The sequence below is a fragment of the Rhizobium sullae genome (genome assembly GCF_025200715.1).
Lineage (GTDB): Bacteria > Pseudomonadota > Alphaproteobacteria > Rhizobiales > Rhizobiaceae > Rhizobium > Rhizobium sullae.
In genome coordinates, this window is record NZ_CP104143.1 from 1774752 (window position 1) to 1801171 (window position 26420).

At 61.0% G+C, this 26420-nt stretch carries 25 protein-coding genes and 1 pseudogene; 5 read left to right on the plus strand and 21 right to left on the minus strand.

The genetic code is table 11. The features are described from left to right. Window positions 1-17 precede the first annotated feature (17 nt). The 5 genes from ntrX to dusB form a co-directional block, all read right to left on the minus strand. Entirely contained in the window at window positions 18-1382 is a 1365-nt protein-coding gene (gene ntrX / locus N2599_RS08975) for a nitrogen assimilation response regulator NtrX (protein WP_027509441.1), read from the minus strand. Then, window positions 1372-3642 carry a sensor histidine kinase NtrY-like gene (locus tag N2599_RS08980; RefSeq protein WP_027509440.1) on the minus strand — a complete coding sequence of 757 codons (2271 nt, stop codon included), beginning with the start codon at window positions 3640-3642 and terminating at the stop codon, window positions 1372-1374. The genes ntrX and N2599_RS08980 overlap by 11 nt, the downstream gene beginning before the upstream one ends. A gap of 226 nt (window positions 3643-3868) precedes the next feature. Next, window positions 3869-5320 (minus strand): nitrogen regulation protein NR(I), encoded by a 1452-nt coding sequence (gene ntrC, locus N2599_RS08985; protein WP_027509439.1) that lies wholly within the window; start codon window positions 5318-5320, stop codon window positions 3869-3871. Next, window positions 5317-6465, minus strand: coding sequence for a two-component system sensor histidine kinase NtrB (locus tag N2599_RS08990; protein ID WP_037141584.1), 1149 nt, complete (start codon window positions 6463-6465; stop codon window positions 5317-5319). Before N2599_RS08990 ends, ntrC begins: the two co-directional genes overlap by 4 nt. Next, complete coding sequence (dusB, locus tag N2599_RS08995) at window positions 6462-7484, minus strand: tRNA dihydrouridine synthase DusB (RefSeq protein ID WP_027509437.1); 1023 nt, start codon at window positions 7482-7484, stop codon at window positions 6462-6464. The genes N2599_RS08990 and dusB overlap by 4 nt, the downstream gene beginning before the upstream one ends. Before the next feature lie 145 nt (window positions 7485-7629). Between dusB and N2599_RS09000 the strand changes: the two genes are divergently transcribed. Genes N2599_RS09000 through N2599_RS09010 form a run of 3 tightly spaced genes read left to right on the plus strand, consistent with a single transcriptional unit; the run spans window position 7630 to window position 9712 of the window. Continuing rightward, entirely contained in the window at window positions 7630-8850 is a 1221-nt protein-coding gene (locus N2599_RS09000; protein WP_027509436.1) for a bifunctional 2-C-methyl-D-erythritol 4-phosphate cytidylyltransferase/2-C-methyl-D-erythritol 2,4-cyclodiphosphate synthase, read from the plus strand. Then, window positions 8847-9368 carry a CinA family protein gene (locus tag N2599_RS09005; RefSeq protein WP_027509435.1) on the plus strand — a complete coding sequence of 174 codons (522 nt, stop codon included), beginning with the start codon at window positions 8847-8849 and terminating at the stop codon, window positions 9366-9368. Before N2599_RS09000 ends, N2599_RS09005 begins: the two co-directional genes overlap by 4 nt. Before the next feature lie 38 nt (window positions 9369-9406). After that, window positions 9407-9712: a hypothetical protein gene (locus N2599_RS09010; RefSeq protein ID WP_027509434.1), complete on the plus strand. Its 306-nt coding sequence runs from the start codon at window positions 9407-9409 to the stop codon at window positions 9710-9712. A gap of 29 nt (window positions 9713-9741) precedes the next feature. Here N2599_RS09010 and N2599_RS09015 read toward each other — a convergent pair whose 3' ends face one another. The 13 genes from N2599_RS09015 to eno form a co-directional block, all read right to left on the minus strand. Then, on the minus strand, window positions 9742-10185 hold the full coding sequence (locus N2599_RS09015) for a type II toxin-antitoxin system RatA family toxin (RefSeq protein WP_027509433.1): 444 nt from the start codon (window positions 10183-10185) through the stop codon (window positions 9742-9744). A gap of 9 nt (window positions 10186-10194) precedes the next feature. Continuing rightward, entirely contained in the window at window positions 10195-10761 is a 567-nt protein-coding gene (locus N2599_RS09020) for an AAA family ATPase (RefSeq protein WP_027509432.1), read from the minus strand. 66 nt (window positions 10762-10827) lie between these two features. Beyond that, on the minus strand, window positions 10828-11799 hold the full coding sequence (lipA, locus tag N2599_RS09025) for a lipoyl synthase (RefSeq protein ID WP_027509431.1): 972 nt from the start codon (window positions 11797-11799) through the stop codon (window positions 10828-10830). 91 nt (window positions 11800-11890) lie between these two features. Further along, window positions 11891-12139 (minus strand): GlsB/YeaQ/YmgE family stress response membrane protein, encoded by a 249-nt coding sequence (locus N2599_RS09030; RefSeq protein ID WP_027509430.1) that lies wholly within the window; start codon window positions 12137-12139, stop codon window positions 11891-11893. Between the two features lie 14 nt (window positions 12140-12153). Further along, window positions 12154-12408 carry a GlsB/YeaQ/YmgE family stress response membrane protein gene (locus tag N2599_RS09035; protein ID WP_027509429.1) on the minus strand — a complete coding sequence of 85 codons (255 nt, stop codon included), beginning with the start codon at window positions 12406-12408 and terminating at the stop codon, window positions 12154-12156. A gap of 54 nt (window positions 12409-12462) precedes the next feature. Beyond that, a complete protein-coding gene (gene lpdA / locus N2599_RS09040; RefSeq protein WP_027509428.1) occupies window positions 12463-13908 on the minus strand; it encodes a dihydrolipoyl dehydrogenase in 1446 nt (481 codons plus the stop codon). Window positions 13909-13923: 15 nt separating this feature from the next. Continuing rightward, window positions 13924-14505, minus strand: a complete 582-nt coding sequence (locus tag N2599_RS09045; RefSeq protein ID WP_027509427.1) for a GNAT family N-acetyltransferase — start codon at window positions 14503-14505, stop codon at window positions 13924-13926. 2 nt (window positions 14506-14507) lie between these two features. After that, window positions 14508-15149: an SGNH/GDSL hydrolase family protein gene (locus N2599_RS09050; protein ID WP_027509426.1), complete on the minus strand. Its 642-nt coding sequence runs from the start codon at window positions 15147-15149 to the stop codon at window positions 14508-14510. Between the two features lie 19 nt (window positions 15150-15168). Next, window positions 15169-16515 carry a pyruvate dehydrogenase complex dihydrolipoamide acetyltransferase gene (locus N2599_RS09055; RefSeq protein WP_027509425.1) on the minus strand — a complete coding sequence of 449 codons (1347 nt, stop codon included), beginning with the start codon at window positions 16513-16515 and terminating at the stop codon, window positions 15169-15171. Window positions 16516-16530: 15 nt separating this feature from the next. Then, complete coding sequence (locus N2599_RS09060; protein ID WP_027509424.1) at window positions 16531-17907, minus strand: pyruvate dehydrogenase complex E1 component subunit beta; 1377 nt, start codon at window positions 17905-17907, stop codon at window positions 16531-16533. A 15-nt stretch (window positions 17908-17922) separates the two neighbouring features. Further along, window positions 17923-18969, minus strand: a complete 1047-nt coding sequence (gene pdhA / locus N2599_RS09065; protein WP_027509423.1) for a pyruvate dehydrogenase (acetyl-transferring) E1 component subunit alpha — start codon at window positions 18967-18969, stop codon at window positions 17923-17925. Between the two features lie 146 nt (window positions 18970-19115). Further along, a complete protein-coding gene (locus N2599_RS09070) occupies window positions 19116-19436 on the minus strand; it encodes an FtsB family cell division protein (RefSeq protein ID WP_027509422.1) in 321 nt (106 codons plus the stop codon). Window positions 19437-19578: 142 nt separating this feature from the next. Further along, the gene (gene eno, locus N2599_RS09075) at window positions 19579-20853 is read right to left on the minus strand and encodes a phosphopyruvate hydratase (protein WP_027509421.1); all 1275 of its coding nucleotides are present in this window, start codon (window positions 20851-20853) and stop codon (window positions 19579-19581) included. A gap of 444 nt (window positions 20854-21297) precedes the next feature. Here eno and N2599_RS09080 point away from each other — a divergent pair, with 444 nt between their 5' ends. After that, on the plus strand, window positions 21298-23142 hold the full coding sequence (locus tag N2599_RS09080; RefSeq protein WP_027509420.1) for a methyl-accepting chemotaxis protein: 1845 nt from the start codon (window positions 21298-21300) through the stop codon (window positions 23140-23142). Between the two features lie 21 nt (window positions 23143-23163). Here the strand turns inward: N2599_RS09080 and kdsA are convergent, their stop codons facing one another. Continuing rightward, on the minus strand, window positions 23164-24009 hold the full coding sequence (gene kdsA, locus N2599_RS09085) for a 3-deoxy-8-phosphooctulonate synthase (protein ID WP_027509419.1): 846 nt from the start codon (window positions 24007-24009) through the stop codon (window positions 23164-23166). Further along, on the minus strand, window positions 24006-24884 hold the full coding sequence (locus tag N2599_RS09090; RefSeq protein ID WP_027509418.1) for a VOC family protein: 879 nt from the start codon (window positions 24882-24884) through the stop codon (window positions 24006-24008). Before N2599_RS09090 ends, kdsA begins: the two co-directional genes overlap by 4 nt. 206 nt (window positions 24885-25090) lie before the next feature. Between N2599_RS09090 and lexA the strand changes: the two genes are divergently transcribed. Then, window positions 25091-25807 (plus strand): transcriptional repressor LexA, encoded by a 717-nt coding sequence (gene lexA / locus N2599_RS09095; RefSeq protein ID WP_027509417.1) that lies wholly within the window; start codon window positions 25091-25093, stop codon window positions 25805-25807. Here the strand turns inward: lexA and N2599_RS09100 are convergent. Further along, window positions 25787-26340: pseudogene (locus N2599_RS09100) on the minus strand (hypothetical protein); the annotation flags it as partial. The gene lexA and the pseudogene N2599_RS09100 sit on opposite strands and share 21 nt — an antisense overlap. Window positions 26341-26420 lie beyond the last annotated feature (80 nt).

Below are 26420 nucleotides of genomic sequence, written 5' to 3' on the forward strand. Positions count from 1 at the left end.
AACCGCGCCGGGAGCAATCAGACGCCGAGCGACTTCAGCTTGCGGTGAAGCGCCGAGCGCTCCATGCCGACGAACTCCGCGGTGCGCGAGATATTGCCACCGAAGCGGTTGATCTGCGCGATCAGGTAATCCTTTTCGAACATCTCGCGGGCTTCGCGCAGCGGAAGCGTCATGATGTGGTAGTCGTTCTTGGCCGATACCTTCGGCAGCATGTCGCCAAGGTCTGTCGGCAACATGTCGGCCGTAATCGGCGCATCCGGGCCGTCCGAGCGCGCAAGGATCATCAGACGTTCGATATTGTTGCGCAGTTGGCGGATGTTGCCTGGCCAGTCATGAGCCTGCAGCACCGCCATCGCATCGTCGCCGATGCGGCGCAGACGGATGCCTGCCTGCTCGGAAATCTGACGCATCAGCTGATCGACGAGGAACGGGATGTCCTCGCGGCGCTCCGCCAATGCCGGCACGCGAACGGGAACGACCGCAAGGCGATGGTAAAGGTCCTCGCGGAACCAGCCTTCGGCAATGCGGCTTTCCAGATTGTAAGCCGTCGAAGAGATGATGCGAACGTCCACTTTCACCCGCTTCGATCCGCCGACGCGCTCGAACTGTTGGTCGACTAGCACGCGCAGGATCTTGTTCTGTGTCTCGCGCGGCATTTCGCCGACTTCATCGAGATAGAGAATGCCGCGGTGGGCCTCTTCCAGCGCCCCAGTCTTGCGCGCCTGGCCGGGCAAGCCTTCCGTACCGAAAAGGGCAACCTCCATGCGATCCGGCGTAATGTTCGCAGCGTTCAGCGCGACGAAAGGACCATTGGCGCGCGCCGACTTCTTGTGGATCATGCGCGCCACCAGCTCCTTGCCGGAGCCGGATGCGCCAAAGATCATGATGCGGCTATTGGTCGGCGAAACCTTCTCGATCGTCTGGCGAAGTTGCGAGACCGCAACCGACGTTCCGATCAGTTCGACAGCGTCGCCTGCGCGCCGCTTCAGCTCGGATACTTCGCGCTTCAGCTTAGAGTTTTCCAGCGCGCGCTCAGCGATCAGGATCAGACGATCGGCCTTGAAGGGCTTTTCGATGAAATCGAAGGCGCCGCGCTTGATGGCGGAGACGGCCGTCTCGATATTGCCGTGACCCGAAATCATAACGACTGGGATGTCGGGATGACGCGTCTTGATCTCGTCCAGCAGGGAAAGACCGTCGAGCTTGCTGCCCTGCATCCAGATATCGAGGAAGATCAGGCGCGGCGCGCGGTCGGAAATCGCCGCGAGCGCGCTGTCGCTGTCATGCGCGGTCCGCGTCTCGTGTCCTTCGTCCGAGAGAATACCGGAAACGATCTCGCGAATATCGTGCTCATCATCGACGACGAGAATATCAGAGGCCATACACACTTTCCTTGTCATTTGACGCCGGGGCAGCGGGAGCTGGCTCGAGACGCGGCAGATGCACGCGGATCATGGCCCCCCTTCCCTGGTCGAAATCGGCGGGCGCATCATGCAGTTCCAGCTGCCCGCCATGCTCCTCAATGATCTTCTTGACGATTGCGAGACCGAGACCAGTGCCTTTCTCCCGCATCGTCATATAAGGCTCCAGGATGCCGTGCCGGTTTTCTACCGGCAGGCCCCGGCCGTTGTCGATGACATCGACCGTGAAACGGTCGCGGCTCTCATCCAACCACGCCCTGACGAGAACCTTCCGCTCGTCGCGCTCGCCGCTCGGCACAGCCTCGATGGATTCGACTGCATTCTTGATCAGGTTTCCGAATGCCTGCCCTAGCATGCGGCTGTCGAACAGCCCCTCCAGCGGCTTGTCGCCGAATTCCTGCAGGAAGCTCACATGCGTATTGCCCATCTCACGCAGGAAGATGGCATCTCGGAGAATATTGCGCAGGTCGGCCTGTTCCTTCGTCGGCTTGGGCATGCGCGCGAAAGCCGAGAACTCGTCGACCATGCGGCCGATATCGCCAACCTGCCGGATGATCGTATCGGTACATTGATCGAAGACCGTGCGGTCCTCCTGATTGATCTGCTTCCCGTAACGGCGCTGGATGCGTTCGGCGGAGAGCTGGATCGGCGTCAGGGGGTTCTTGATCTCGTGGGCGATGCGCCTCGCCACATCGCCCCAGGCCGTCGAACGCTGCGCGATCACGAGATCGGTAATGTCGTCGAGCGTGATCACGTAGGAGTCGCTCGTATCGCGAACTTCCTCGCGCGTGACCTGCACGCTCAACGTCCGCACCGTTCCGCCGCGCACGAGGGCAATCTGCTTGCGGAAATCGCTGCGGTAGCGCGATGCGGCTTCGGTCAGCACCTGATCGACTTCAGGCGCAATCTCATTCAACTGCTTCCCGAGCATCTCGCCCGCCGGCAGCGACATCAGCGTCTCGGCAGAACTGTTGACGATGGTGATCCGCCGGTCGCTCTCGACCCCGATCACCGCGGCGGTCACACCCGACAGCACGGCCTCTATGAAGCGGCGGCGGTCATCGACCTCGTCCTTCGCCTCTAGTATCTCGTCACGCTGCGTGCGGATTTCCGAAATCATCTTGTTGAACGTGCGCGACAGGTTTGCAACGTCGCCATCGACCGCATGAACCGGCACGACGATATCCATGTTGCCGGAGGCTACGCTGTCGGCTGCGGTGATCAGCAGGCGGATCGGCCGGACGATCCTGTCCGCGACGGCAATCGCCGTCCAGATCGCCGCAAGCAGCACGATTAGGGCAAAACCGATATAGAGAACCGCGAACGCAATCTGCAGCGAGACCCGTCCCGCTTCCATCGAGCGGTATTCCGTCGCATTCTCCTCCATCATGCGCATCGCACCCATGACCTTCGGATCGACGGCACGCACGGTGTAGAGGAACGCGCTTGGAATCTGCTCGAGTTTGATGATGGCGCCGACAAGGTTGGTCACGCCCGGCGGAATGAGCGTCGGCTGGCCGGCGGCGGCTTTCTGCAGGGCATCCTGCGGTATCGCCGGCAATGGCTTTTCGGTCTTGATGTCCGCCTGAACGATGACCGTACCGTCGCTCTCTACGAGGAATGCGCCGAGCAGCCCGCGGCCCCGCGCCTGGCGCGTCATCAATTCCCCGAAGCCCGTGCGGTCGAGATTGTAGAGCACCCGGTTGCGTTCCAGGTCGTTCGCCATGGAGATGGTCTGGCCCTGCAGGTAGCTGGCGTTCTCCATCATGTAGGCCTGGCCGATATTGCGCGACGAGCTGACGATGGACTGCGTGCGCAGCGCAAACCAGCGGTCGAGCCCGGCATTCAGCGTGATACTTGCAAAGATCGCTACCAGGATCGCCGGCGTGATGGCGACGATCGAGAACAGGACGACGATCCGGATGTGCAAACGGGCGGCGGCGCGGCCGCGCGTGCGCGCCTTAAGCAGCCGCGCAACTTCGCGTCCAATCAGCGCTATCAGCGCAAGCACGAAGAAGGAATTCACCACGACCGAAGTGATGACGACGCGCGTCGTCGGGTCGATCGGCGTCACGCCCAGCAGGATGAAGAGCGTCAGCGTCGCGCAGAGCAACGCGCCGCCGGCCAAGACAAGACCCGGCAGCGCAAACAGCGCCCGGCGATCGGTGACGGTCGCAACCGTATCGCTGTCTGCCGCAGGCGATGCCGCATCCTGCTTCATCAAGTCATCACTCCAAGCGGCAGAAGCCGGTATGTCACGGTCCATCGGCTGGATTTGATCGCCCATGCAAAGCCCCGCCGTCTCAGCCATTCTGCCGAAACGACACCAGGCAGCCTGAAGCGTGCGCTTCAACGGCTTCAATGCGATGGCGATGGCGATGTCCAACCCTATGCGTGACCTTTAAGCAACGCATTGTGGCGAAAATGCAACGCGGCCTGCAGCATTGTCAAGCTGTTCGGGAGCTTCTGTAGACGGAGACGCCGAGTTCGCGGATCTTTTTACGCAACGTATTGCGGTTGAGACCGAGCAGGTCCGCGGCCTTGATCTGGTTGCCACGCGTGGCGGTCAGAGCTGCGAGGATCAGCGGATATTCCAATTCCGTCAGCACCCGGTCGTAAAGTCCTGGAGGCGGCAGGTTATCGCCGAAACTCGCGAAGTAGGCTCGCATGTTTTCTTCCACCGCCTGGGCGATCGTCATCGATCCTGTGCGGATCGGCCCCTTGTCGATCGGGCTGTCCGGCACGTCGGAACGAAGCTCGGCTTCGATGATCTCGCGGGTGATTACGTCCTGTGGATAAAGTGCCACCAGGCGGCGGATCAGGTTCTCCAACTCGCGCACATTGCCCGGCCAGGCATAGGCCTTCATCAACTCGATGGCTTCCTGGTCAAACCGCTTGGTGCCGAGCCCTTCCTTTTCCGCCTGCTGGATGAAGTGCCGGACCAGGTCCGGAATATCCTCCGCGCGGTCGCGCAGCGGCGGAAGCCGTAGCGGCACGACGTTCAGGCGGTAATAGAGGTCCTCGCGGAAGAGCCCTTGGTTGATCGCCTGCTTCAGGTCCTTGTTGGTCGCCGCGACGATGCGGACGTCCGTGCGGATCGGCGTACGCCCGCCGACTGTCGTATATTCGCCCTGCTGCAGGACGCGTAGAAGACGCGTCTGCGCATCCATCGGCATGTCGCCGATTTCATCGAGGAAAAGCGTGCCGCCCTCGGCCTGCTCGAAACGGCCGGTGGAGCGGGTCTGCGCGCCGGTAAAGGCGCCCTTTTCGTGGCCGAAGAGCTCGGACTCGATGAGGTCGCGCGGGATGGCCGCCATATTGATCGCCACAAACGGTCCGTTGCGGCGCTTGCCGTAATCGTGCAGCGCGCGGGCCACGAGTTCCTTGCCGGTCCCGGATTCGCCCGTGATCATCAGCGTCAGGTCGGTCTGCATCAGGCGGGCGAGCACGCGGTAGATTTCCTGCATGGCCGCGGAGCGGCCGACAAGCGGCATGCCGTCCTGCATGTCTTCGTCGAGCTTGGCGGGCTTCCGCTTCGGCTCGGCGAGCGCCCGGCCGATGATGCCGATCAGTTCCGTGAGATCGAAGGGCTTGGGAAGATAGTCGTAAGCGCCCTTCTCAGAGGCTTTGATGGCCGTCATGAAGGTGTTCTGGGCGCTCATGACGAGCACCGGAAGGTCGGGGCGCGCCTTCTTGATTCGCGGCAGCAGATCGAAGGCGTTCTCGTCCGGCATGACGACGTCGGTCACGACCAGATCGCCCTCGCCTGCCGACACCCAGCGCCAGAGCGTGGCAGCATTGGAGGTGATTCGAACATCATAACCTGCACGGCTGAGCGCCTGGTTGAGCACGGTACGGATGGCCGCGTCATCATCCGCGACGAGAATCGTTGCTGTCATCGAGAAGTTCCTGTGGGGTTTGCAATTGCCGAATCGTCAGCCGAGGCATCCTTGGAGGCCGGCATGAGGACGCGGAACGTCGTCTTGTTGTTCTGGCTGTCGCATTCGATGATGCCGCCATGATCGCCGATGATCTTGGCGACGAGTGCAAGGCCGAGGCCGCTGCCGTTCGTCTTCGTAGTGATGAACGGATCGAAGAGATGCGGCAGCAGGTCGGACGGCACACCGGGACCGTTGTCCTGGACGCAGAACTCCAGGGGCAGCGAGATCTTCTCGCGCGTTCCGGCGACAGAAAGGCGGATGCCGGGACGATAGGCCGTCGTCAGCATGATCTCGCCGTCTTGCCGGTCGCTGACCGCTTCGGCTGCGTTCTTCACGAGGTTGAGGAAGACCTGCACGAGCTGATCGCGGTTGGCGTAAACCGCAGGCAGCGACGGGTCGTAATTCTCGGTTATGCGAATATGCCGGGCAAAGCCTGCCCTTGCCACCGCCTTCACATGGTCGAGCACCGAATGGATATTGACCGGCAGACGATCGACAGGCCGTTCGTCGGAGAAGACCTCCATGCGATCGACCAGCGACACGATCCGGTCGGTCTCATCGCAGATGAGCCTCGTCAGCGCGCGGTCCTCATCGATGACAGATTGCTCGAGAAGCTGGGCCGCACCGCGAATGCCCGAGAGCGGATTCTTGATCTCGTGGGCGAGCATGGATGCAAGGCCGGTCACCGATCTGGCGGCGGCGCGATGCGTCAGCTGACGATCGATCTTGTCGGCCATCGAGCGCTCCTGGAACACGACGACGACGGAGCCGGGCTCGCTGATCACCGGCGCGACGTAAATGTCGACCAGCTTGTCCTGGCCAAGGCGGGGCGAACTTAGATCGACGCGATATTCGTTGACGGGCGCCTTGCGCTCCCGCACCTGATCGATCAAGGCCAGAAGCGGGCTTCCAAACGGAATGAAGGTGGAAATCTTGTAGCGCGCGAGGTGCGAGGCACTCGCCCCAAAAAACGATTCCGCCTCCCAGTTGGCAAAGGCGATCAAGCCCGCCTCGTCGACCATCACCACCGGATTCTGGATCGCGTTCAGCACTGCCATCGCAACGGGGCTGCCGGTATGATCGGCTTGAACCTTGTCCATCATGCCGCCTCCCGGCTTTCTGAAATTTCCAAACGGGCCGTGAGCGCATCGCGAAGGCGCGAGACGACTTCTGCCGGTGTATGCGACGTCATGATTGCCGTCTTCTCTGGAACCGGCAGCAAAGGCGCGAAGCGCTCCAGATACCAGCCCAGGTGCTTGCGGGCATGACGGATAGCCGTCGCCTCGCCATAGAAATCCAGCATCATTTCGTAGTGTTCTGCGACTATGTCGGGGATAACGCTTGCTGTCGGTGCAGCTTCCCCCGCCAGCACGCCCGCATGCCATGGCCTTCCCTGGCAACCGCGGCCGATCATCACCGCATCGGCGCCCGAGCGGCGAAGGATTTCTTGCGCATCTTCCGGCGTATCGACATCGCCGTTTGCGATCAGCGGAACGGAAATCACGTCGCGAACTGCGCGGATCGCGTCCCAATCCGCTTTGCCTTCATAGAACTGCATACGCGTGCGTCCGTGAATGGTGATCAGCTTCACCCCTGCATCTTCGGCGCGCTTGGCGATCTCGGGCGCGTTGAGCGATTTTTCGTCCCAGCCGAGGCGCATCTTCAGCGTCACCGGAACATCGACGGCCCTCACGGTTGCCTCGATCAGGCTCAGCGCATGATCCGGATCGCGCATCAGCGCCGAGCCCGAATAGCCGCCGATCACCTTCTTGGCCGGACAACCCATGTTGATGTCGATGACATCCGCGCCGCTGCCAGCGGCGATTTTTGCGGCCTCGGCCATCCAATGCGCCTCGCGGCCGGCGAGCTGCACCATATGCGGCTTGAAGCCCGCAGTCCTCAGTCGCGACCATGATTCGGCGGTGTTATTCACGAGCTCCCGGCTCGCCACCATTTCGGTCACGACCAGGCCCGCGCCGTAGCGCCAGGCGAGTTGCCTGAAGGGCATGTCGGTGACGCCGGACATCGGCGCCAGCACAACGCGGTTGCGCACGGAGACATTTCCGATCTGCAATGGCGCTGCAAGATTCATTCGATGCAATTGATTATCTTTCAGGCACACGGTAACGCTGCACTATTTTTAGCCATACTAAAGGGGCTTGCCAAGAGGCTTCGGTGAGAATTGATATTTTTTGGGCAGATGCTGGAAAGCGAGCCCCCAAGGCGGTAGAGAACTCATGCCACTTTCCGCGCATTTTTAGGGATTTATGCCGCAAATGCATTCGAAGCAACCGATCTCGGCCGGAATTGTTATCGTCGCTGCCGGCCGCGGCGAACGGGCAGGCTCGCGTGAGGAGGGCCCGAAGCAATACCGCTCGATCGGCGGAAAGCCGGTTATCACCCATACGCTTGAAAACTTCATGACATGGGAGCACGCCGCCCATATCGTCGTCGTCATCCATCCTGACGACGACGCGCTGTTCGCGAAGGCGTTTCGCCAGGTGCTGTCCGCCCCACCGATCGAAACCGTTCACGGCGGGGCGACCCGACAGCAATCGGTTCTTGCTGGACTGAGGCATCTGAAGAACAAGGGCATTACGCATGTCCTCATTCACGATGCTGTCCGTCCCTTCTTCGACCGCCGGCTTCTCGACCGGATCGCGGATGCACTGGTAGGCGGAGCGCCAGCCGTCCTGCCGGCAATGCCCGTTGCCGACACGCTGAAACGCGCCGACGGCACGGGCACGGTTCTGGAAACGGTGTCGCGCGAGCATCTTTTCGCAGCCCAGACGCCGCAATCCTTCGCCTTCGATGCCATCCTCTCGGCACATGAAAAAGCAAGCGAGACCGGCCGCACGGACTTCACGGACGATGCTGCAATTGCCGAATGGGCGGGGATTCCCGTGACGATCGTCGAGGGTGCAGCCGATAACGTGAAACTGACGGTCAAACGGGATATCATCCTTGCCGACGACCGGCTTTCGTCATCGCAACTGCCCGACGTGCGCACCGGCAACGGCTACGATGTGCATCAATTGGAAGCCGGCGATGGGGTCACGCTCTGCGGCGTATTCATCCCGCACGATCAGAGGCTCAGGGGCCATTCAGATGCCGACGTCGCGCTGCATGCCCTGACGGATGCGCTGCTGGCCACCTGCGGTGCCGGCGATATCGGCGATCATTTTCCGCCGTCCGATCCGCAATGGAAGGGTGCCGCCTCGTGCATCTTCCTCAAACATGCGGCGAAGATCGTGCGCGATCGCGGCGGCACGATCATGAATGCCGATATCTCGCTGATCGCCGAGGCGCCGAGGGTCGCTCCGCACCGCGACGCGATGCGTGCCAATCTCTCCGAATTTCTCGGCATTTCGATCGATCGCTGTTCGGTGAAGGCGACCACGAACGAGACGATCGGCTTTGTCGGTCGACGCGAAGGCATTGCGGCGATCGCGACTGCCACAGTCGTCTATCGCGAAGCAAGGCGGTGAGCATGTTCCCAGCCGACATTCTTGCGCTCGCGGAAAGGATCGTCCGCGATTCCACGGTGGCAAAGACAATGATCTCGACGGCCGAATCCTGCACCGGCGGGCTGATCGTCGGAGCGCTCACGGAAATCTCCGGCTCCTCGGCAGTCGTCGATCGCGGCTTCGTCACCTATACCAACGCGGCCAAGATCGAGATGCTCGGCGTTCAGGAACGGACGCTCGAAGGCTTCGGCGCCGTTTCCGAAGAGACCGCACGGCAGATGGTCCACGGCGCGCTCTTGCGCTCCCGCGCCGACGTCGCGGTCGCCGTGACGGGGATCGCCGGGCCGGGCGGCGGTTCACCGGAAAAGCCGGTCGGGCTGGTTCATCTGGCGGCGAAATCGCGCAGCGGCGTGCTCATCCATCGCAAGATGCTCTACGGCGATATCGGCCGCGACAAAGTGCGTCTTGCAACCGTGCAGACCGCGCTGGAAATGCTGGTTGCACTCCAAGAACATGGAGTCTGGAACAAAGAGCGCTGATGCCCTATGCTGGATTTCATACCGAGGGGGTTACGTCGATGAAATATCTGACCGCAATGGGAGTCGTTTTGAGCTTGGGCTGCGTATCAGCCGCCGAGGCGCCATCGAACTATCAGACGTATCATGGAATCCGTGTCGATTCAGACCCGCTATTGCTCGCGAAATACGACCGCGCGGTCGGATATTGCCAGTACGAGGCGATGTCCTGGCGGGGATCGCCAAATCCGTACAGCCTCGTTTACAACGCGGCCCTGAGAAGCTGCCTGTCCCGGCGCAACTTTATTGATCGGGGCGCATATGCATATCCGGCAAACCGATACTTCGATCACTTCTTCGACCGCTAATGGCTGCCGCAGCGCTTTGATCGTCAGAGCTAATAGATCGCTTCCGCCCTCTTTTCGAAGGCCTCAGAAAACATTCGGAAGGCGCGGTCGAACATCGAGCCCATCAAGGCGCCGAGAATCCGGCTCTTGAACTCGTAGTCGATGAAGAAATGGATGGTACAGCCGCCCTCGGCTGCCTCCTCGAAGCGCCAGCGGTTGTCGAGATATTTGAACGGCCCGTCGATATATTTGACGTCGATGAAGCGCTCCGCCTTGTTGAGCAGCACCTGCGTCGTGAAGGTCTCGCGGATCGCCTTGTAGCCGACGGTCATGTCGGCAATCAACAAGATCTTGCCGTCGCGCTCCTTGCGGCTGCGGATGGACAGCGCTTCGCAGAGCGGCAGGAATTCCGGATAGCGTTCCACATCGGCTACGAGGTCGAACATCTGCTCGGCTGAATGCGGGACACGGTGATGCGTTTCAAATTGCGGCATAATCGGCAGTTAAGCGGGAGAACCAAGAAGATCAAGAAGCTCACGCATCTGGCGGCGTGATTTTAGCTGGAGAACCGGAACATCGGGGCCGTGAGCGGCCATGGCGGCGAGAACGATCGGCGAATGCTTCTTTTCGAAGTTCCAGATGTAGCTCAGGAATTCGAGATCGACCTTCTCCGGGCAGCCGGGCGTCATTTCCGGCCGTGTACGCCCAATCCACTTCAGCCAGCGGCTGACGGCGCCCCAGACACATATCAGGCGCGGCATGCGGACCCACAGGACGATATCGGTCCGCGGCAGCCGGAGATCGAAGCTCGACGTATTGGTCCCGTCCATGATCCAGCGATCTTGCCTGACCCATTTGGCAATCAACGCCCGCTGCTCGGGCCTTGCCCGTTCGACCCAGCCCGGCAGCCAGAAGAATTCCCGATCCATGGAAACGAAAGGCAGATCGAAGCGCTTGGCGATGGTACGAGCTAGGGTCGTCTTGCCGCCACCGGAACAGCCGATGACGAGTACGCGATCAGCCGCCTTCAGCCGATGGGCGGCATCCCTGACATCGCTCAACCAGGCCATGGCATCCTCCAAGAAAAAGCCGCGGGACGATCGCCGCGGTTTTCAGAAAATGCAAGCCTTCGTTGATTATTCCGCCGCCATCAGCAGCTTCTTTTCGCGTGCCACCCTCAACCGGGCGAAGTCGTCGCCGGCGTGGTGCGAGGAGCGGGTGAGCGGGCTCGATGCCACCATCAGGAAGCCCTTGGTATAGGCGACCGTCTCGTAGGACTTGAATTCCTCCGGCGTCACGAATTTTTCGACCTTGTGGTGCTTGCGGGTCGGCTGCAGGTATTGGCCGATGGTCAGGAAGTCGACATCAGCGGTGCGCAGATCGTCCATTAACTGCAGCACTTCGTTGCGCTCCTCGCCGAGGCCGACCATGATGCCGGACTTGGTGAACATCGTCGGGTCCAGTTCCTTCACGCGCTGCAGCAGGCGGATTGAGTGGAAATAGCGGGCGCCGGGGCGGACCGTCAGGTAATTCGACGGCACGGTTTCCAGATTGTGGTTGAAGACGTCCGGCTTGGCGGCGACGACGCGCTCAAGCGCGCCCGGCTTGCGCAGGAAGTCCGGCGTCAGGATCTCGATCGTGGTTGCCGGAGAGACGGAGCGGATCGCCCAGATCACCTTCTCGAAATGCTCGGCACCGCCGTCTTCTAGATCATCGCGGTCGACCGAAGTGATGACGACGTGGGAAAGCCCCATCTCTTTGACGGCCTTGGCGACGTTTTCGGGCTCGGCCATGTCGAGCGCGTTCGGCTTGCCGGTCGAGACGTTGCAGAAGGCACAGGCGCGGGTACAGATCTCGCCCATGATCATGAAGGTCGCGTGCTTCTTGTCCCAGCACTCGCCAATATTCGGACATCCGGCTTCTTCGCAGACGGTGACGAGCTTGTTTTCCCTCACGATCGCGCGCGTTTCCGCATAGCCCTTCGAGGTCGGCGCCTTCACGCGGATCCAGTCCGGCTTGCGCAGCACTTCCGTATCTGGGCGGTTCGCCTTTTCCGGATGCCGCACGCGCTTGGCGTCGGGATTGATCGTGTCGAGGATGGTTACCATTGCAGTGTCAACTTTCCGCCGCCCCATGCGGCTTCATCGGTCTGCACATAAGCGTTTTGATCGAATCTTACAATTCAAGCCGTGATGTGCATTATCGCCGCACGAGCCGGGCGATGAATATCAGCAGGCAGGCGCCGAGGAAGCCGGTGACGAAGTAGCCGAGCCGTCCTCCCGCCACTTCGATATGAAACTGCGCCAGGATGGCCGTCGCGACCACCGAGCCGACGATGCCGAGCACAATATTGAGGAGAATTCCGTATCGCGCTTCCATCAGCTTGCCGGCGAGCCAGCCCGCAAAACCGCCGATGATGATTGCCGCTATCCAGCCGACGCCTTCCATGAGTGTCCTTTTCCCTACGCTATCGCCCTTGCGATCAGCACCACGACGATGGCGCCGACCGTGGCGTGAATGATCTGCACGGCCAGCGCATTTTCAATGCCGAGCGATATGCCCAGCGCATTGAACAGATACCCGCCCACGAACGCGCCGATGATGCCGCTGAGCAGGCAGCGTATCAGACCGCCTCCGCCGACGACCAGGCTCGCGAGGAAGCCCGCGACGAGCCCGATCAGGAGGAAGACAAGCAATGCCTGCGTCTCCATGGACATGATGATTTCCTTTCGTTTTTTCCACCTTCGGATAGAGGGCGGAAAGGGAAATTATCAAGCGTTCAACACCCGACCGTAAGCGTCCAGCACGGCTTCCTTCATCGACTCCGAGACAGTCGGATGCGGGAAGATCGTGTGCATCAGTTCCTCCTCGGTCGTTTCGAGGTTCATCGCGACGACGAAGCCCTGGATCAGTTCGGTCACTTCGGCGCCGACCATATGCGCACCGAGGAGCTCGCCGGTCTTCTTGTCGAAAATGACCTTGCAGAGGCCCTGATCCTCGCCGAGCGCGATCGCCTTGCCGTTTGCGGCGAAGGAGAAGCGGCCGACGCGGATATCGCGGCCGAGCTCCTTGGCCTTGGCTTCCGTCAGGCCGACGGAGGCAACCTGCGGCTGGCAATAGGTGCAGCCTGGAACCTTGCTCTTGTCGGTCGGGTGAACATTCGGCAGGCCTGCGATCTTTTCGATGCAGACAACGCCCTCGTGCTCGGCCTTGTGGGCAAGCATCGGCGGGCCGGCGACATCGCCGATTGCGTATATGCCGGGAACGTTGGTCTTGCCGTAGCCGTCGCTGACCACGCAGCCGCGATCCGTCTTTACGCCCAGCGCTTCAAGGCCGAGGTTTTCGATATTGCCTTGAACGCCAATGGCGGAGATCATGCGGTCCGCCGTGATCTGCTGGACCTTGCCGCCGGCCGTCTCGACATGGGCCGTGATGCTGCCGGCGCCCTTCTCGACCTTCGTCACCTTGGCGCTCGTGAAGATCTTCATGCCGCGCTTTTCCAGCTGCTTGCGGGCGATGGCGGTCACTTCCGCATCCTCGACCGGCATGATCGTCGGAAGGACTTCGACCACCGTCACGTCGACGCCCATCGAGCGGTAGAAGCTTGCGAACTCGATGCCGATCGCGCCCGAGCCCATGACGATCAGCGATTTCGGCAGGGCATCCGGCTTCAGCGCTTCGAAATAGGTCCAGATCAGCTTGCCGTCCGGTTCGATGCCCGGCAGCGCGCGCGGGCGGGCACCAGTTGCGATGATGATGTGCTTGGCGGTGTAAGTGCCTTCTCCCTTGACGCCCTTCGGCACAGGATGCTGTGGTTCGACTGCCGGCTTGGTGGACTTGCCGACGATGATCTCGCCGGGTTTGGTGATCTTGGCTTCACCCCAGATCACGTCGATCTTGTTCTTCTTCATCAGGAAACCGACGCCAGCGTTCAGGCGGCCGGAAACCGCGCGTGAGCGGGCAACGACGGCCTTGGGATCCGGCTTGACGCTGCCTTCAAGAACAAGACCGTAATCCTTCAGATGATTGGAATGGTCGAGAATCTCGGCCGAACGCAGCAGCGCCTTGGTCGGGATGCAGCCCCAATTTAGGCAGATGCCGCCCAGGTGCTCGCGTTCGACGATCGCGGTCTTCAGACCGAGTTGGCCGGCACGTACGGCCGCGACATAGCCGCCTGGGCCGGAGCCGATGATGATGACGTCGTAATTCTCAGCCATGTTTTCCTGCCTTTTTCATCCGGCGAGGCGGGTCAAAAGTACCCACTCGTGTTTCCTGCTGTTTTCGAAAAGCGGCACGGCCTCAGCGCGGGCGGCTTGCGAAAATCCATTCTTCTCATACAGCGCGAGCGCTGCCTCGTTATCACTTGCGGTGATCAGGCTGACGGCCCGCCCGTCCGCTTTCTCGATCTGGTCGACCAGCAGCCGCTTTCCGATGCCGATGCCGCGCAGATGGCGGTAGACGGCCAGCGTGCCGATGAACCAGTTTCCGGCCGCCTGCTTCTGCAGCGCGATCACCGGCTCCAGGGCAGGACGATCCGCCGCGACCGCTCCGATCTCCCCGCCGAGCGTATAGCCCACCGCTGTTCCGGCGATCTCGCCATAGGCGTCGGCAATCACCGCACTCTGCCAGTTCCCCCAGGCGCCATCGCGGCTCATCTTCATCCGGCCCCGCTCCAGCGGCGTATCGGCGCTGCCGCCCGCCACCTCCGCGAACCAAAGCCAAGAAGCAAAGCCATGCGAGCCGATGTCCACGAGGATGGCCAGCTCCGCAGCATCCCGCCGTTCTGCCGGCCGCAGCGCGGCGAAAGAGGCCATGGTCAAAGCCCCAGCATCATCCGCACAGTCGATTCCAGCCCGCGCCCGAGGGCGCGGGTATTTTCCGCATCGAGATGGATGCCGTCGATCGGCGTCGTCTTCGCGACGGAATTGCCGTCGAAGAAGCCGCAACCGAGTTCGTCGGCAAGGTCACGGTAAAGCGTAGCGAGTTTTGCCGATTCCTCGATGCCGCCCGGGAACGAAGCGGCAAAGGGCGCATTCCCTGTGGCGCAGATCGCCGGCGGCGCGATGATCAGGATGTCCGGCCCATCGAATTCGAAGGGCCAGGCATGATTGCGGATCAGGCGCACCAAACGGGCGATGCCCTGGCAGGCGGCAAAAGCAGATCCCGCCACGACCGACTTCATGTCGTTGGTACCGAGCAAGATGATGACGAGGTCGAGCGGCGCATGCGTCTGCAGGATCGTCGGCAAGACGCGCGCACCGTTGCGATCGCAATCGGCGAGATGGTCGTCGAAAGCGGTCGTCCGGCCGTTCAAGCCTTCCGGAATGACATGCGCCGCACCGCCGAGCGCTGCCTGCAAAACGCTCGGCCAGCGGTCCTCATAGGCATGCCGTGCCAGCGACATCGGATCGTAGCCCCAGGTCAGCGAGTCGCCATAGCAAAGAACGGTCTTCGTCATTTCCGTCTCCGCTCAACGATCAGACGAGCATGCCCATTGGGTTTTCGATGTAGCCCTTGAAAGCCTGCAGCAGCTCGGCGCCGAGCGCACCGTCGACGCAGCGGTGATCGGTCGAAAGCGTGACGCTCATCACGGTCGCGATCGCCATTTCGCCCTTCTTGACGATAACGCGCTGCTCGCCTGCTCCGACCGCAAGGATCGTCGCATGCGGCGGATTGACGACGGCTGCGAAGTCCTTCACGCCCATCATGCCCATGTTCGAGACCGACGTCGTGCCGCCCTGGTATTCCTCGGGCTTCAGCTTGCGGTCCTTGGCGCGCTTGCCGAGATCCTTCATCTCGTTGGAGATGACGGAGAGCGTCTTTTCCTCAGCCTTGCGGATGATCGGGGTGATCAGCCCGCCCGGAATGGAGACAGCAACGCCGACATCGGCATGCTTGTGCTTGACCATGTTGTTTTCGGTCCAGGACACATTCGCGTCCGGAACGTCGCGCAGCGCGAGCGCCATGGCCTTGATGACCATGTCGTTGACGGAGAGCTTGTAAGCCGGGGCGCCATCCTTGCGCGGGGCAGCATCGTTGAGCTGGGCGCGAAGCGCCAAAAGCGCATCCAGCTCGCAGTCGACGGTGACGTAGAAGTGCGGGATGGTCTGCTTGGACTCCACCAGGCGGCGGGCGATCGTCTTGCGCATGCCGTCATGTGGCACCAGCTCGTAGGAGCCCGGTTCGAAGAGCTTGAGGACAGCCTCTTCCGTTGGGCCCTTGGCTGCCACCGGAGCGGCCTGCGGCGCGACAGCGGGAGCCGCTTTGGCGCCAGCACCGGCGACAGCAGCCTCGACGTCGCTCTTGACCACACGGCCGTGCGGGCCGGAACCGGCGATTGCGTAAAGGTCGATGCCGGCTTCCCTGGCCAGACGCCGCGCGAGCGGCGAGGAGAAGGTGCGTGTGCCGCCCTCGCCCTTCGAGACCGCCTGCGGCACCTCGGTGCGAGGGCTTACATTGGCATTTGCAGCGAGTGGGGCGGCTGGCGCCGTGCCTTTTCCTGTCTCATCTTGAGGAGGTGGAGGCGCGGAAGCGCTTTCCGCTTTCGCCTCGGGGGACGCCGCAGCCGCCGCAACGTCCTCGCCTTCGCCGGCAAGAACCGCAATCAGCGCATTGACTTTGACGCCTTCCGTACCGGCCGGAATGACGATCTTGGCGACAGTGCCTTCATCGACGGCTTCGACTTCCATCGTGGCCTTGTCGGTCTCAATCTCGGCGATCACATCGCCGGACTTGACGGTGTCGCCTTCCTTGACGAGCCACTTGGCCAGATTGCCTTCTTCCATCGTCGGAGAAAGGGCTGGCATCGTGATGTTGATAGGCATCGAAATACCCTCCCCTTATTTGTAGCAGACAGTCTTCACCGCATCGACGACTTCGCCGACGTTCGGCAGAGCCAGCTTCTCAAGATTGGCGGCATAGGGCATCGGAACGTCCTTGCCGGCAATTGTCAGGATCGGCGCGTCGAGATAATCGAAGGCCTGCTGCATGACGCGGGTTGCGATTTCGGTGCCGACGGAGGACTGCGGATAGCCTTCCTCGACGGTGACCAGGCGGCCGGTCTTCTTGACCGATTCGACGACGGCCGGCAGGTCCATCGGACGGATGGTGCGCAGGTCGATCAGCTCGACGTCGATGCCGAGCTTTTCGAGTTCGGCGGCAGCCTTCGTGGCATAGGTCATGCCGATACCCCACGAAACAACGGTCGCATCCTTGCCCGGACGGTGGATACGGGCCTTACCGATCGGCAGGACGAAGTTATCGAGCTTCGGCACGTCGAAGTGCTGGCCGTAGAGAATTTCGTTTTCGAGGAAGATCACCGGGTTCGGGTCGCGGATGGCGGCCTTGAGCAGGCCCTTGGCGTCGGATGCCGTATAGGGCATGACGACCTTGAGGCCCGGGATCTGGCTGTACCAGGCAGCATAGTCCTGGCTGTGCTGGGCGGCCACGCGGGCAGCCGCGCCGTTCGGGCCGCGGAAAACCATCGGAGCACCCATCTGGCCGCCGGACATGTAGAGCGTCTTGGCGGCGGAGTTGATGATCTGGTCGATCGCCTGCATGGCGAAGTTGAAGGTCATGAACTCGACGATCGGCCGCAGGCCTGCCATCGCAGCGCCGACGCCGACGCCGGCAAAGCCGTGCTCGGTGATCGGGGTATCGACCACGCGGAGCGGGCCGAATTCCTGCAGAAGCCCCTGGGTCACCTTGTAAGCGCCCTGGTATTCGGCGACTTCCTCACCCATGACGAAGACGGTCTCGTCGGCGCGCATTTCCTCGGCCATGGCGTCGCGGAGCGCTTCGCGGACGGTCATTGACACCATTTCGGTGCCGGCCGGGATTTCCGGATCGTTCGGTACGAAAGCCTTAGGTTCAGCCGGAACGGGCGCAGCGGCAGGCTTCTCTTCTGCCTGTTGGACAGGAGCAGCCGGCGCGGGCTGTGCGGCAGGCGCAGCGGAAATGTCGGATTCCGACTCGCCGTCCTGCAGTAGCACCGCGATCTTGGCATTCACCTTGACGTTCTCGGTGCCGGCTGGGACCAGCAGCTTGCCGATCGTGCCTTCGTCGACGGCTTCGACTTCCATGGTCGCCTTGTCGGTTTCGATTTCGGCAATCACGTCACCGGAAGTGACCTTGTCGCCTTCCTTCTTGAGCCATTTGGACAGCGTGCCTTCTTCCATCGTCGGAGAAAGGGCGGGCATGAGGATATCGATAGGCATGGGTTCCCTCCCCGATTAGAGCAGAATGTCGGTATAGAGCTCGGATACATCCGGCTCCGGATCGGCCTGGGCGAAATCGGCGCTGTCAGCAACGATATCGCGCACGTCCTTGTCGATGGACTTCAGGTCGTCTTCCGACGCCCAGCCCTTCTCGATGAGGCGCAGGCGCACCTGCTCGATCGGATCGGATTCGGAGCGCATCTTCTGCACTTCGTCCTTCGAACGATACTTCGCCGGGTCGGACATCGAATGGCCGCGATAGCGATAGGTCAGCATTTCGAGGATCATCGGACCCTTGCCGGAACGGCAGTATTCAATCGCCTCGTCGGCAGCGGCCTTGACAGCGCGCACGTCCATGCCGTCCACTTGGATGCCCGGAATGCCGAAGGACGCGCCGCGCTTGGAGAAGTCGGCCTGCGCGGTAGCGCGGGCGGTCGAAGTGCCCATGGCGTAACGGTTGTTCTCGATTACGTAGATGACGGGCAGCTTCCAGAGCTGCGCCATGTTGAAGCTTTCGTAGACCTGACCCTGGTTGGCCGCGCCGTCGCCGAAATAGGCGATGCTGACATTGTCGTTGCCGCGATACTTGTTGGCAAATGCCAGGCCGGTGCCGAGCGAAACCTGGGCGCCGACGATGCCGTGGCCGCCGTAGAAATGCTTTTCCTTGGAGAACATGTGCATGGAGCCGCCCTTCCCCTTGGAATAGCCGCCCCTGCGCCCTGTCAGTTCCGCCATCACGCCGCGGGCGTTCATGCCGGTCGCCAGCATATGGCCATGATCGCGGTAGCCAGTGATCACCTGGTCGCCTTCCTTGAGGGCGAACTGCATGCCGACGACGACCGCTTCCTGGCCAATATAAAGGTGACAGAAACCGCCTATGAAGCCCATGCCGTAAAGCTGGCCTGCCTTTTCCTCGAAACGGCGGATGAGCAGCATTTCGCGATAGGCTTTGAGCTCCGTATCGCGATCGAAATCGGCGATAGCCCCGCCATTCGATTGCTTGCTGTGAGGTTTTGCGCTGGTCTTGCGGCTGGAAACGGTCGCGGTCTTTCGCGGCGCCATTCAACCCTCCCTATGGGTTTGTCGTTTCTTGGGTGGCGCGTACCATAGGGAAGAAATTTGGCCACAGCAATGCCATAAATGCATGGCACGTATTCTGCTTTAAGCCATTGATAAACCAATAGAATTGCAGATTAACCTATTTCCGGTTAATTTGCATAAGAATTGAATATGACGATTTCGTCGCCCCGCGACATGTTCAGTTGATAGCGGGCTTTTTCGTCCAGCATGTCCTTGTCGAGCGAACCATCGCTCAACAGCGCGACCTGCTGTTCCAGATGTTCGCGTTTCACTTTCAAGACCGCAAGCTCGCGCTCGCGCGCAATCCGGCGCTTCTCGAAGCCTTCCGTGGCCCGAAGACCATAGTCGCCGTGAATGCAGTGATAACCGAAATAGGAGAGAAAAGCGACCGTCATGGCCGGAATGACGAACCGCCCAATCTTTCTCTTCTTATGATGCTTTGTCCACATACGCACACATGCTCTGAAACGCATTACCGATTGCAGCGAGCTTACGCCTGAGAGATTAACCGTCCGTTGACTGTGAATTTCGCGCAATAAAAAACCCGCGCCGGTGAAGCGCGGGTTTCAAACAACTGATTCTTAAAGACTATCAGCCGCGGATGATCGAGCGGCCGGCGTAGCGGGCCTGCGGGCCGAGACCCTCTTCGATGCGGATCAGCTGGTTGTACTTTGCCAGACGGTCCGAGCGCGACAGCGAGCCCGTCTTGATCTGACCGCAATTGGTGGCGACCGCCAGATCGGCGATCGTGGAGTCTTCCGTTTCGCCGGAGCGGTGCGACATGACGGCGGTGTAGGCTGCCTTGTGCGCGGTGTTGACGGCGTCGAGCGTTTCCGTCAGCGAGCCGATCTGGTTGACCTTCACGAGGATCGAGTTGGCGACGCCCATGCGGATGCCGTCGCGCAGGCGCTCCGAGTTGGTGACGAAAAGGTCGTCGCCGACCAGCTGCACTTTCTTGCCGGCGAGGTCCGTCAGAGCCTTCCAGCCGTCCCAATCGTCTTCAGCCATGCCGTCTTCGATCGAGATGATCGGGTACTTGCCGGCGAGATCGGCGAGATATTCGGCCATGGCGCCCGATTCCAGCGTGCGGCCCTCTCCTTCGAGAACGTACTTGCCGTCCTTGAAGAATTCCGTCGAGGCGCAGTCGAGACCGAGGCAGATGTCGTCACCCGGCTTGTAGCCGGCTTTCTCGATCGACTTCATGATGAAGTCGAGCGCTTCCGGCGCGCTCTTCAGGCCCGGCGCGAAGCCGCCCTCGTCGCCAACATTGGTGTTATGACCTTGGGCCGACAGTTCCTTCTTGAGGACGTGGAAGACTTCCGAGCCCATGCGAACCGCTTCGCGGATCGAATCGGCGCCAACCGGCAGGATCATGAACTCTTGGAAGTCGATCGGGTTGTCGGCATGCGCGCCGCCGTTGATGATGTTCATCATCGGAACCGGCAGGAGATGGGCACTCGCACCGCCGACATAGCGGTAGAGCGGCAGGCCGGATGCCTGGGCGGCCGCCTTGGCAACGGCGAGCGACACGCCGAGGATGGCATTGGCGCCGAGGCGCGACTTGTTCGGCGTGCCGTCCAGTTCGATCATGATGTTGTCGATCTGGATCTGGTTCTCGGCATCGATGCCGCCGATCGCGTCGAAGATTTCCGTGTTGGCAGCCTCGACGGCCTTTTCGACACCCTTGCCAAGATAGCGCTTGCCGCCATCGCGAACTTCGACGGCCTCATGCGCACCGGTCGAGGCGCCTGACGGCACGGCCGCACGGCCCATGCTGCCATCTTCGAGATAGACATCGACTTCAACGGTCGGATTGCCTCGGCTGTCGAGAATCTCGCGGGCGATAATGTCGGTAATTGCGGTCATGATCTCTTCCTGCTCGGTGGGTGATAAATCGTTCGAAGCTGTTTAATCGAAGGCACGCAAATTACAATGCCACACCGACGACACACGGCTGGCACGGGCCTATAGCGCGAATATGTCAGGCTTTTGAAGAGACCGCTTGCCACGTCGTCAATCCGCTGCCAGCGAGCTCGTTCCGGCACTTCGAAACCTCAGGTTTTGAAAACAACCTCCATCACTTTCGATTTGGTTGTAAATTTATCGGTCAGTAACCAATCAATATTATAATTAATACTCACTGAGGAAATACTGCCCCGCTCTCCGGCAAGTAGTATTGCATGATGCACTTCCTCGTGCGGTCCAAACCCGCCTGATTATGCGGACCTTCACGATTTCAGGTTCCCACGGAAATTCCAAAATAATTTCAACGAACAGCATCTGTTCGCTATTCAATTCATGGGGCGCAGGATGAAACTCAATATTGCACGCAGTCTTGCAATCTTCGCGGTGGTCGTCACCGCTGGATTGATCGCTTCGATCGGCATACAGAATTACGCCTTCAACAAGCTGCGGGTGAACGGCGAGGTGTACAGGCAGATCATCTACGGCAAGGATCTCGTCGCCGATATTCTGCCGCCGCCTCTCTACGTCGTCGAATCCTACATGCTTGCGCTCGAAGCAGTGCAGCGCCCCGACGTTGCGAAGAAAAACATCGACCGCATCGAAAACATCCTGAAACCCGCTTATGAGGATCGCCGCAAATATTGGCTGACGACGGCGCTCAGCGCTGACCTCAAGCAAAAGCTCCTGAACGATGTGCTCGTCAAAGGCGACGTGTTTTGGAAGGTGATGTTGGAGGAACTCGCGCCGGCCATTCTCAAGAATGACTCCGCAGTCATCCCGGCGTCCTTCGAAAAACTTGCGACGAATTTCCATATTCATGAAAGCTCCGTCAACGAGCTCGTGGATATGGCGAATACCTTCCTGGCGGATGCCGAAAAGGAAGCCGCAGAACAGACACGCATCCTCTCGACCATCACGCTCGCAGCTGCCGCAGTCTCGCTTTGCCTGCTTCTCGGCGGCCTGTACGTCTTCCGACGCCGCGCCATCGTGCCGCTCTCGGCGATGCGCGACTATATGGCGATCCTTGCCGGCGGCGACTATTCGAAGGAGGTGCCCTTCAGCCGCCGCGGAGATGAGATCGGTGAGATGGCGCGCGCCGTTACTGTCTTCCGCGAAGCCGCCGAAGAGCGGAACAATATCCGCGAGCGCCAGGATGCCGAACGTCAGGCCCAAACGCAGCGTGATGCGGCGCTTGCCGCCACCAAGGCAGATGAGGAAGCCGTCCGCGAGCGCGTCATCGCGAGCCTGAGCCGCGGCCTGGAACGCCTTTCCGGCGGCGACCTCACCATCCAGCTAAGCGAGCCCTTCGAAGCGGCCTATGAAAAGTTGCGCGAGCAGTTCAATTCGAGCATCCACACGCTTTCCGGCGCGATGACGGAAATCTCGGCCGTCACGAATACGGTTCGGACCGGCTCCGGCGAAATCGCATCGAGCACGGACGACCTGGCCCGGCGCACCGAGCATCAGGCCGCTTCTCTGGAGCAAGCAGCCTCGGCGCTCGACCAGATCACGGTTACCGTCAAGAACTCGTCGGAACGGGCCAATGAAGCGAACGCGATGATGATGGCGACCAAGGAAAGTGCCAGCTATTCGGCAACCGTCGTGCATGAGGCGGTCGCTGCGATGGAGAAGATCGAGACATCATCTGTGCAGATCGGCGAGATCATCAACGTCATCGATGAAATCGCCTTCCAGACCAACCTCCTCGCGCTCAATGCCGGCGTGGAAGCCGCCCGCGCCGGTGAAGCCGGAAAGGGTTTTGCAGTCGTTGCGCAGGAAGTGCGCGACCTTGCCGGCCGCTCTGCCAATCTAGCGAAGGAAATCAAGCAGTTGATCGAGACGTCTTCCAATCAGGTGTCAGCCGGCGTTGCACTGGTCAACCGCACCGGTAAGGCGCTCAGCAATATCGATCAGCAGGTTTTCAGGGTCACGGCGCTGATCGAGGCGATCGTGCGTTCCTCTTCCGAACAAACGACCGCTCTCCTGGAAGTCAACGCCGCCGTCAACACAATGGACAGCGTCACGCAGCAGAACGCGGCGATGGTTGAGCAGACGAGTGCAGCTTGCCGCGAACTTGGTGAAGAGGCGATACACCTCAATCACCTGCTGTCCCGTTTCCGTCTCGACGACCTGACGGCCCCTACCGCAACGCGGTCGCACTCAGGCCAAAGGATGGCGCTTGCAGGCTGACGGCAGGCACCTCATGTCCGTTCAAGCCGCCTTGGCGATCGCGTCGAAGGCCAGCAGCTTTTCGAGCAGCCGGGGCATGTCCTTCAGATGGACCATGTTCGGGCCGTCGGACGGTGCGTGATCGGGATCCTCATGCGTCTCGATGAAGACGCCTGCTACGCCGACGGCGACGGCCGCGCGTGCCAGCGTCTCGACGAACTCCCTCTGCCCGCCGGTCGAGCCGCCCTGCCCGCCGGGTTGCTGCACCGAATGGGTGGCATCGAAAACGACAGGGGCGCCCATGGCCGCCATGATCGGCAGCGAGCGCATGTCCGAGACCAGCGTGTTGTAGCCGAAGGAGGCCCCGCGCTCGCAAAGCAGGATGTTCGGATTGCCGGTGGCATTCAGCTTGCCGAGGACGTTCATCATATCCCAGGGTGCCAGGAACTGGCCCTTCTTCACATTGATCGCCCGGCCCGTCTTGGCGGCGGCAACGAGGAGGTCCGTCTGGCGGCTGAGGAAGGCCGGGATCTGCAGGATGTCGACGACCGGCGCGACGGCAGCGCACTGCTCTTCCGTATGAATGTCCGTCAGCACCGGAAAACCGAATTCCTTCTTGAGGTCGGCAAAGACTTCCAGCGCCTTCTCAAGGCCGATGCCGCGCTGAGCGGACAGCGAGGTCCGGTTCGCCTTGTCGAAGGACGACTTGTAAACCAGGCCGATGCCGAGCATTTTGCACAGCTCGCTCAAAACGCCGGCCACCATGAACGCATGCTCGCGGCTCTCCATCTGGCAGGGCCCGGCAATCAGTGACAGCCTGCCGCTGTTGGAAAAGACGACGCGGCCGGCACCTTCGCCGACTGCGACTTCGGAATTCGTATTGCTCATTGGGTCTCCTCGAAGGCGAAGATCGCACCCTGGCCGGGCGCCGGCTTCACCAGGACTCTGTTGTTCTTGCGTGTATAGGTCATCCCGTTATCAGCCAAAAGCGCTTCTGTCACGGCAAGATCGGTGGTGCGGAAAACGATAGCGCTGCCTCTCAGCCCCTTATCTGCGGTTAACGGCAGCGAATCGAAATAAGCCTCCATCCCTTCCGGCGACAGCAGGCTAATCCTGGTATTCGCTGACGCGATCGCCACGCCGAACGGCGTCCGCTCGATTCCCGTCGTAGACACGGCCAACTGAAGAAACGAGCCGAAAGCTTCAGGCTCCGGCGCGCTTAGCACGATCTCCGAGATACCGGTTGCGCCATTCGCATGCTTTTCCAGCGCGCTGCGATCGGCCGGAAAGGCGTTGATGCGCTGGCAGGCGAAGAGGAAGAAATCCGGCACCCGAAGATCGGCGGCAAAGGCAAGCTTGAAAGTCCCCGTCGATTGCGACCCGTCCGGCATCTTGATCAGGCGCGAAAACTCCAGCATGCCGCCGCCGCTCTTTCTCGCCCGCACGAAGTGCGCATGATCGGCGTCCGCGTCTTCCGTGGCGAACACGGCCGCAGAGAATCCGTCATTGCCGCAGCGGAAGCGAAAGGCTTGGTCGCGCGCCACAAAGACGTTTCCGTGCCGCACTGCCTCTTCACATTCCTTCGCGCTAGCAACGCCAAGCGGCTCGAGATAGGTCTTGTCGGAGAAGAAAACGCAGGCATTCACCGTGCCGAAAGGATGACGGCCCTCGGCGGCAACCGTGAACCCCAATCGTCCCAGTCGATCCCGCGCGAGATCGATGTTGGTGACAGGCAGAACAAGATGATCCAGCGGATGCGGCATGGCGTCACGTCTCCGTTTCCTGTGCCGAAAGATGTGTGCCGGGTATCTCGGCATTGCAAGCCGGGCGCCCTATCCGGCAAACAAAAAGTTTCGAAAACGAACACAGTTGAGGGGAAATTTTACGAAAATTTAGGTACTTGCGGAACACATATGGAACATATAGTGTCTGTTCTGGCTTTGTTTCACGAAACTGGGGTTAAACTTCGATGCTGACGCGCAAACAACAGGAGCTTCTCCTCTTCATACATGAGCGCATGAAAGAATCCGGCGTGCCGCCGTCCTTTGACGAAATGAAGGATGCGCTGGATCTCGCGTCCAAATCCGGTATCCATCGGCTGATTACCGCTCTGGAAGAGCGCGGTTTCATTCGCCGCCTACCGAATCGGGCTCGCGCGCTTGAAGTGATCCGGCTTCCGGAAGCCTATAGCCCGAGCATTCAGCCCCGCCGCGGCTTTTCGCCGAGCGTCATCGAGGGCAGCCTCGGCAAGCTGCAGCCTACGGCCGTCCCGCCGAAGCCGGCGAACGAAGGAAATAACAGCTCCGTTTCGGTTCCCGTCATGGGCCGGATCGCGGCAGGCGTTCCAATCTCGGCGATCCAGAACAACACACACGACATCAACGTTCCAGCCGACATGCTCGGCTCCGGCGAGCACTACGCGCTCGAGGTCAAGGGCGATTCGATGATCGAGGCTGGTATCTTCGACGGCGACACGGTCATCATCCGCAACAGCAGTACCGCAAACCCCGGCGATATCGTCGTGGCCCTGGTCGACGACGAGGAAGCGACGCTGAAACGGTTCCGTCGCAAGGGTGCTTCGATTGCGCTCGAGGCCGCAAACCCGGCCTACGAAACCCGCATCTTCGGACCAGATCGCGTCAAGGTTCAGGGCAAACTCGTCGGCCTCATCCGCCGTTATCACTGACCGGCGGCGCATCGCCGGCAAAGTACCGCTGCGCCAATCATAGGCGCGGTGGCGGCTCTTGGGACGATCGAGTTTCTCGAAGGCGGTTGTGATTTGTGCTGCTCCGCTTCCAAAGCGCAATTCAATAGCGCCGGCTTTCCGAAAGGTTTCGCCCGTGAAGGGCATCGCGCCGGATCGGCAGAGCGCAGCCTGACCGGCGCAACGACGATGTCCGCGGTATGGCAAGCAGGACCAAGACAGGACGCATTGTCAAGCACCGTCAGCACGGGCGACCAAAAGCGTCGAGACTGACACGATCGTGGTGCCAATATGCCGGAACTTCGTGCGCAGCGGAGTAAGCAGCGGGAAGCCGGTGACTGCTACCGGAAAGTACCAGCCCGGCAGCCTGCCACGCCGATGTCGCCACCCATGAGGATACCGTCCTTGCGGTCGCGATCCAGATCGAACCCGAAACCGACCACCCTCCATTGCAGCGCGTCGAGCCCGAAGGGCATCAGTAGCATGGCAATCAATCCCGCAGGCATGATGCGGAAATGCGCAGCGTGCTCGTTTTCAACTCCGGCCTGCACCCAGCCCGGCGGCACCTCTTAATACAACCCCGAATGCAGCCAAC

What these genes read in the sequence shown, in the direction of transcription:
- ntrX (WP_027509441.1), bottom strand. Translation starts at nt 1,382, where the DNA reads ATGGCCTCTGATATTCTCGTCGTCGATGATGAGCACGATATTCGCGAG.
- N2599_RS08980 (WP_027509440.1), bottom strand. Translation starts at nt 3,642, where the DNA reads ATGAAGCAGGATGCGGCATCGCCTGCGGCAGACAGCGATACGGTTGCG.
- ntrC (WP_027509439.1), bottom strand. Translation starts at nt 5,320, where the DNA reads ATGACAGCAACGATTCTCGTCGCGGATGATGACGCGGCCATCCGTACC.
- N2599_RS08990 (WP_037141584.1), bottom strand. Translation starts at nt 6,465, where the DNA reads ATGATGGACAAGGTTCAAGCCGATCATACCGGCAGCCCCGTTGCGATG.
- N2599_RS09000 (WP_027509436.1), top strand. Translation starts at nt 7,630, where the DNA reads ATGCCGCAAATGCATTCGAAGCAACCGATCTCGGCCGGAATTGTTATC.
- N2599_RS09010 (WP_027509434.1), top strand. Translation starts at nt 9,407, where the DNA reads ATGAAATATCTGACCGCAATGGGAGTCGTTTTGAGCTTGGGCTGCGTA.
- N2599_RS09015 (WP_027509433.1), bottom strand. Translation starts at nt 10,185, where the DNA reads ATGCCGCAATTTGAAACGCATCACCGTGTCCCGCATTCAGCCGAGCAG.
- N2599_RS09020 (WP_027509432.1), bottom strand. Translation starts at nt 10,761, where the DNA reads ATGGCCTGGTTGAGCGATGTCAGGGATGCCGCCCATCGGCTGAAGGCG.
- lipA (WP_027509431.1), bottom strand. Translation starts at nt 11,799, where the DNA reads ATGGTAACCATCCTCGACACGATCAATCCCGACGCCAAGCGCGTGCGG.
- N2599_RS09030 (WP_027509430.1), bottom strand. Translation starts at nt 12,139, where the DNA reads ATGGAAGGCGTCGGCTGGATAGCGGCAATCATCATCGGCGGTTTTGCG.
- N2599_RS09035 (WP_027509429.1), bottom strand. Translation starts at nt 12,408, where the DNA reads ATGTCCATGGAGACGCAGGCATTGCTTGTCTTCCTCCTGATCGGGCTC.
- lpdA (WP_027509428.1), bottom strand. Translation starts at nt 13,908, where the DNA reads ATGGCTGAGAATTACGACGTCATCATCATCGGCTCCGGCCCAGGCGGC.
- N2599_RS09045 (WP_027509427.1), bottom strand. Translation starts at nt 14,505, where the DNA reads ATGGCCTCTTTCGCCGCGCTGCGGCCGGCAGAACGGCGGGATGCTGCG.
- N2599_RS09050 (WP_027509426.1), bottom strand. Translation starts at nt 15,149, where the DNA reads ATGACGAAGACCGTTCTTTGCTATGGCGACTCGCTGACCTGGGGCTAC.
- N2599_RS09055 (WP_027509425.1), bottom strand. Translation starts at nt 16,515, where the DNA reads ATGCCTATCAACATCACGATGCCAGCCCTTTCTCCGACGATGGAAGAA.
- N2599_RS09060 (WP_027509424.1), bottom strand. Translation starts at nt 17,907, where the DNA reads ATGCCTATCGATATCCTCATGCCCGCCCTTTCTCCGACGATGGAAGAA.
- pdhA (WP_027509423.1), bottom strand. Translation starts at nt 18,969, where the DNA reads ATGGCGCCGCGAAAGACCGCGACCGTTTCCAGCCGCAAGACCAGCGCA.
- N2599_RS09070 (WP_027509422.1), bottom strand. Translation starts at nt 19,436, where the DNA reads ATGTGGACAAAGCATCATAAGAAGAGAAAGATTGGGCGGTTCGTCATT.
- eno (WP_027509421.1), bottom strand. Translation starts at nt 20,853, where the DNA reads ATGACCGCAATTACCGACATTATCGCCCGCGAGATTCTCGACAGCCGA.
- N2599_RS09080 (WP_027509420.1), top strand. Translation starts at nt 21,298, where the DNA reads ATGAAACTCAATATTGCACGCAGTCTTGCAATCTTCGCGGTGGTCGTC.
- kdsA (WP_027509419.1), bottom strand. Translation starts at nt 24,009, where the DNA reads ATGAGCAATACGAATTCCGAAGTCGCAGTCGGCGAAGGTGCCGGCCGC.
- N2599_RS09090 (WP_027509418.1), bottom strand. Translation starts at nt 24,884, where the DNA reads ATGCCGCATCCGCTGGATCATCTTGTTCTGCCTGTCACCAACATCGAT.
- lexA (WP_027509417.1), top strand. Translation starts at nt 25,091, where the DNA reads ATGCTGACGCGCAAACAACAGGAGCTTCTCCTCTTCATACATGAGCGC.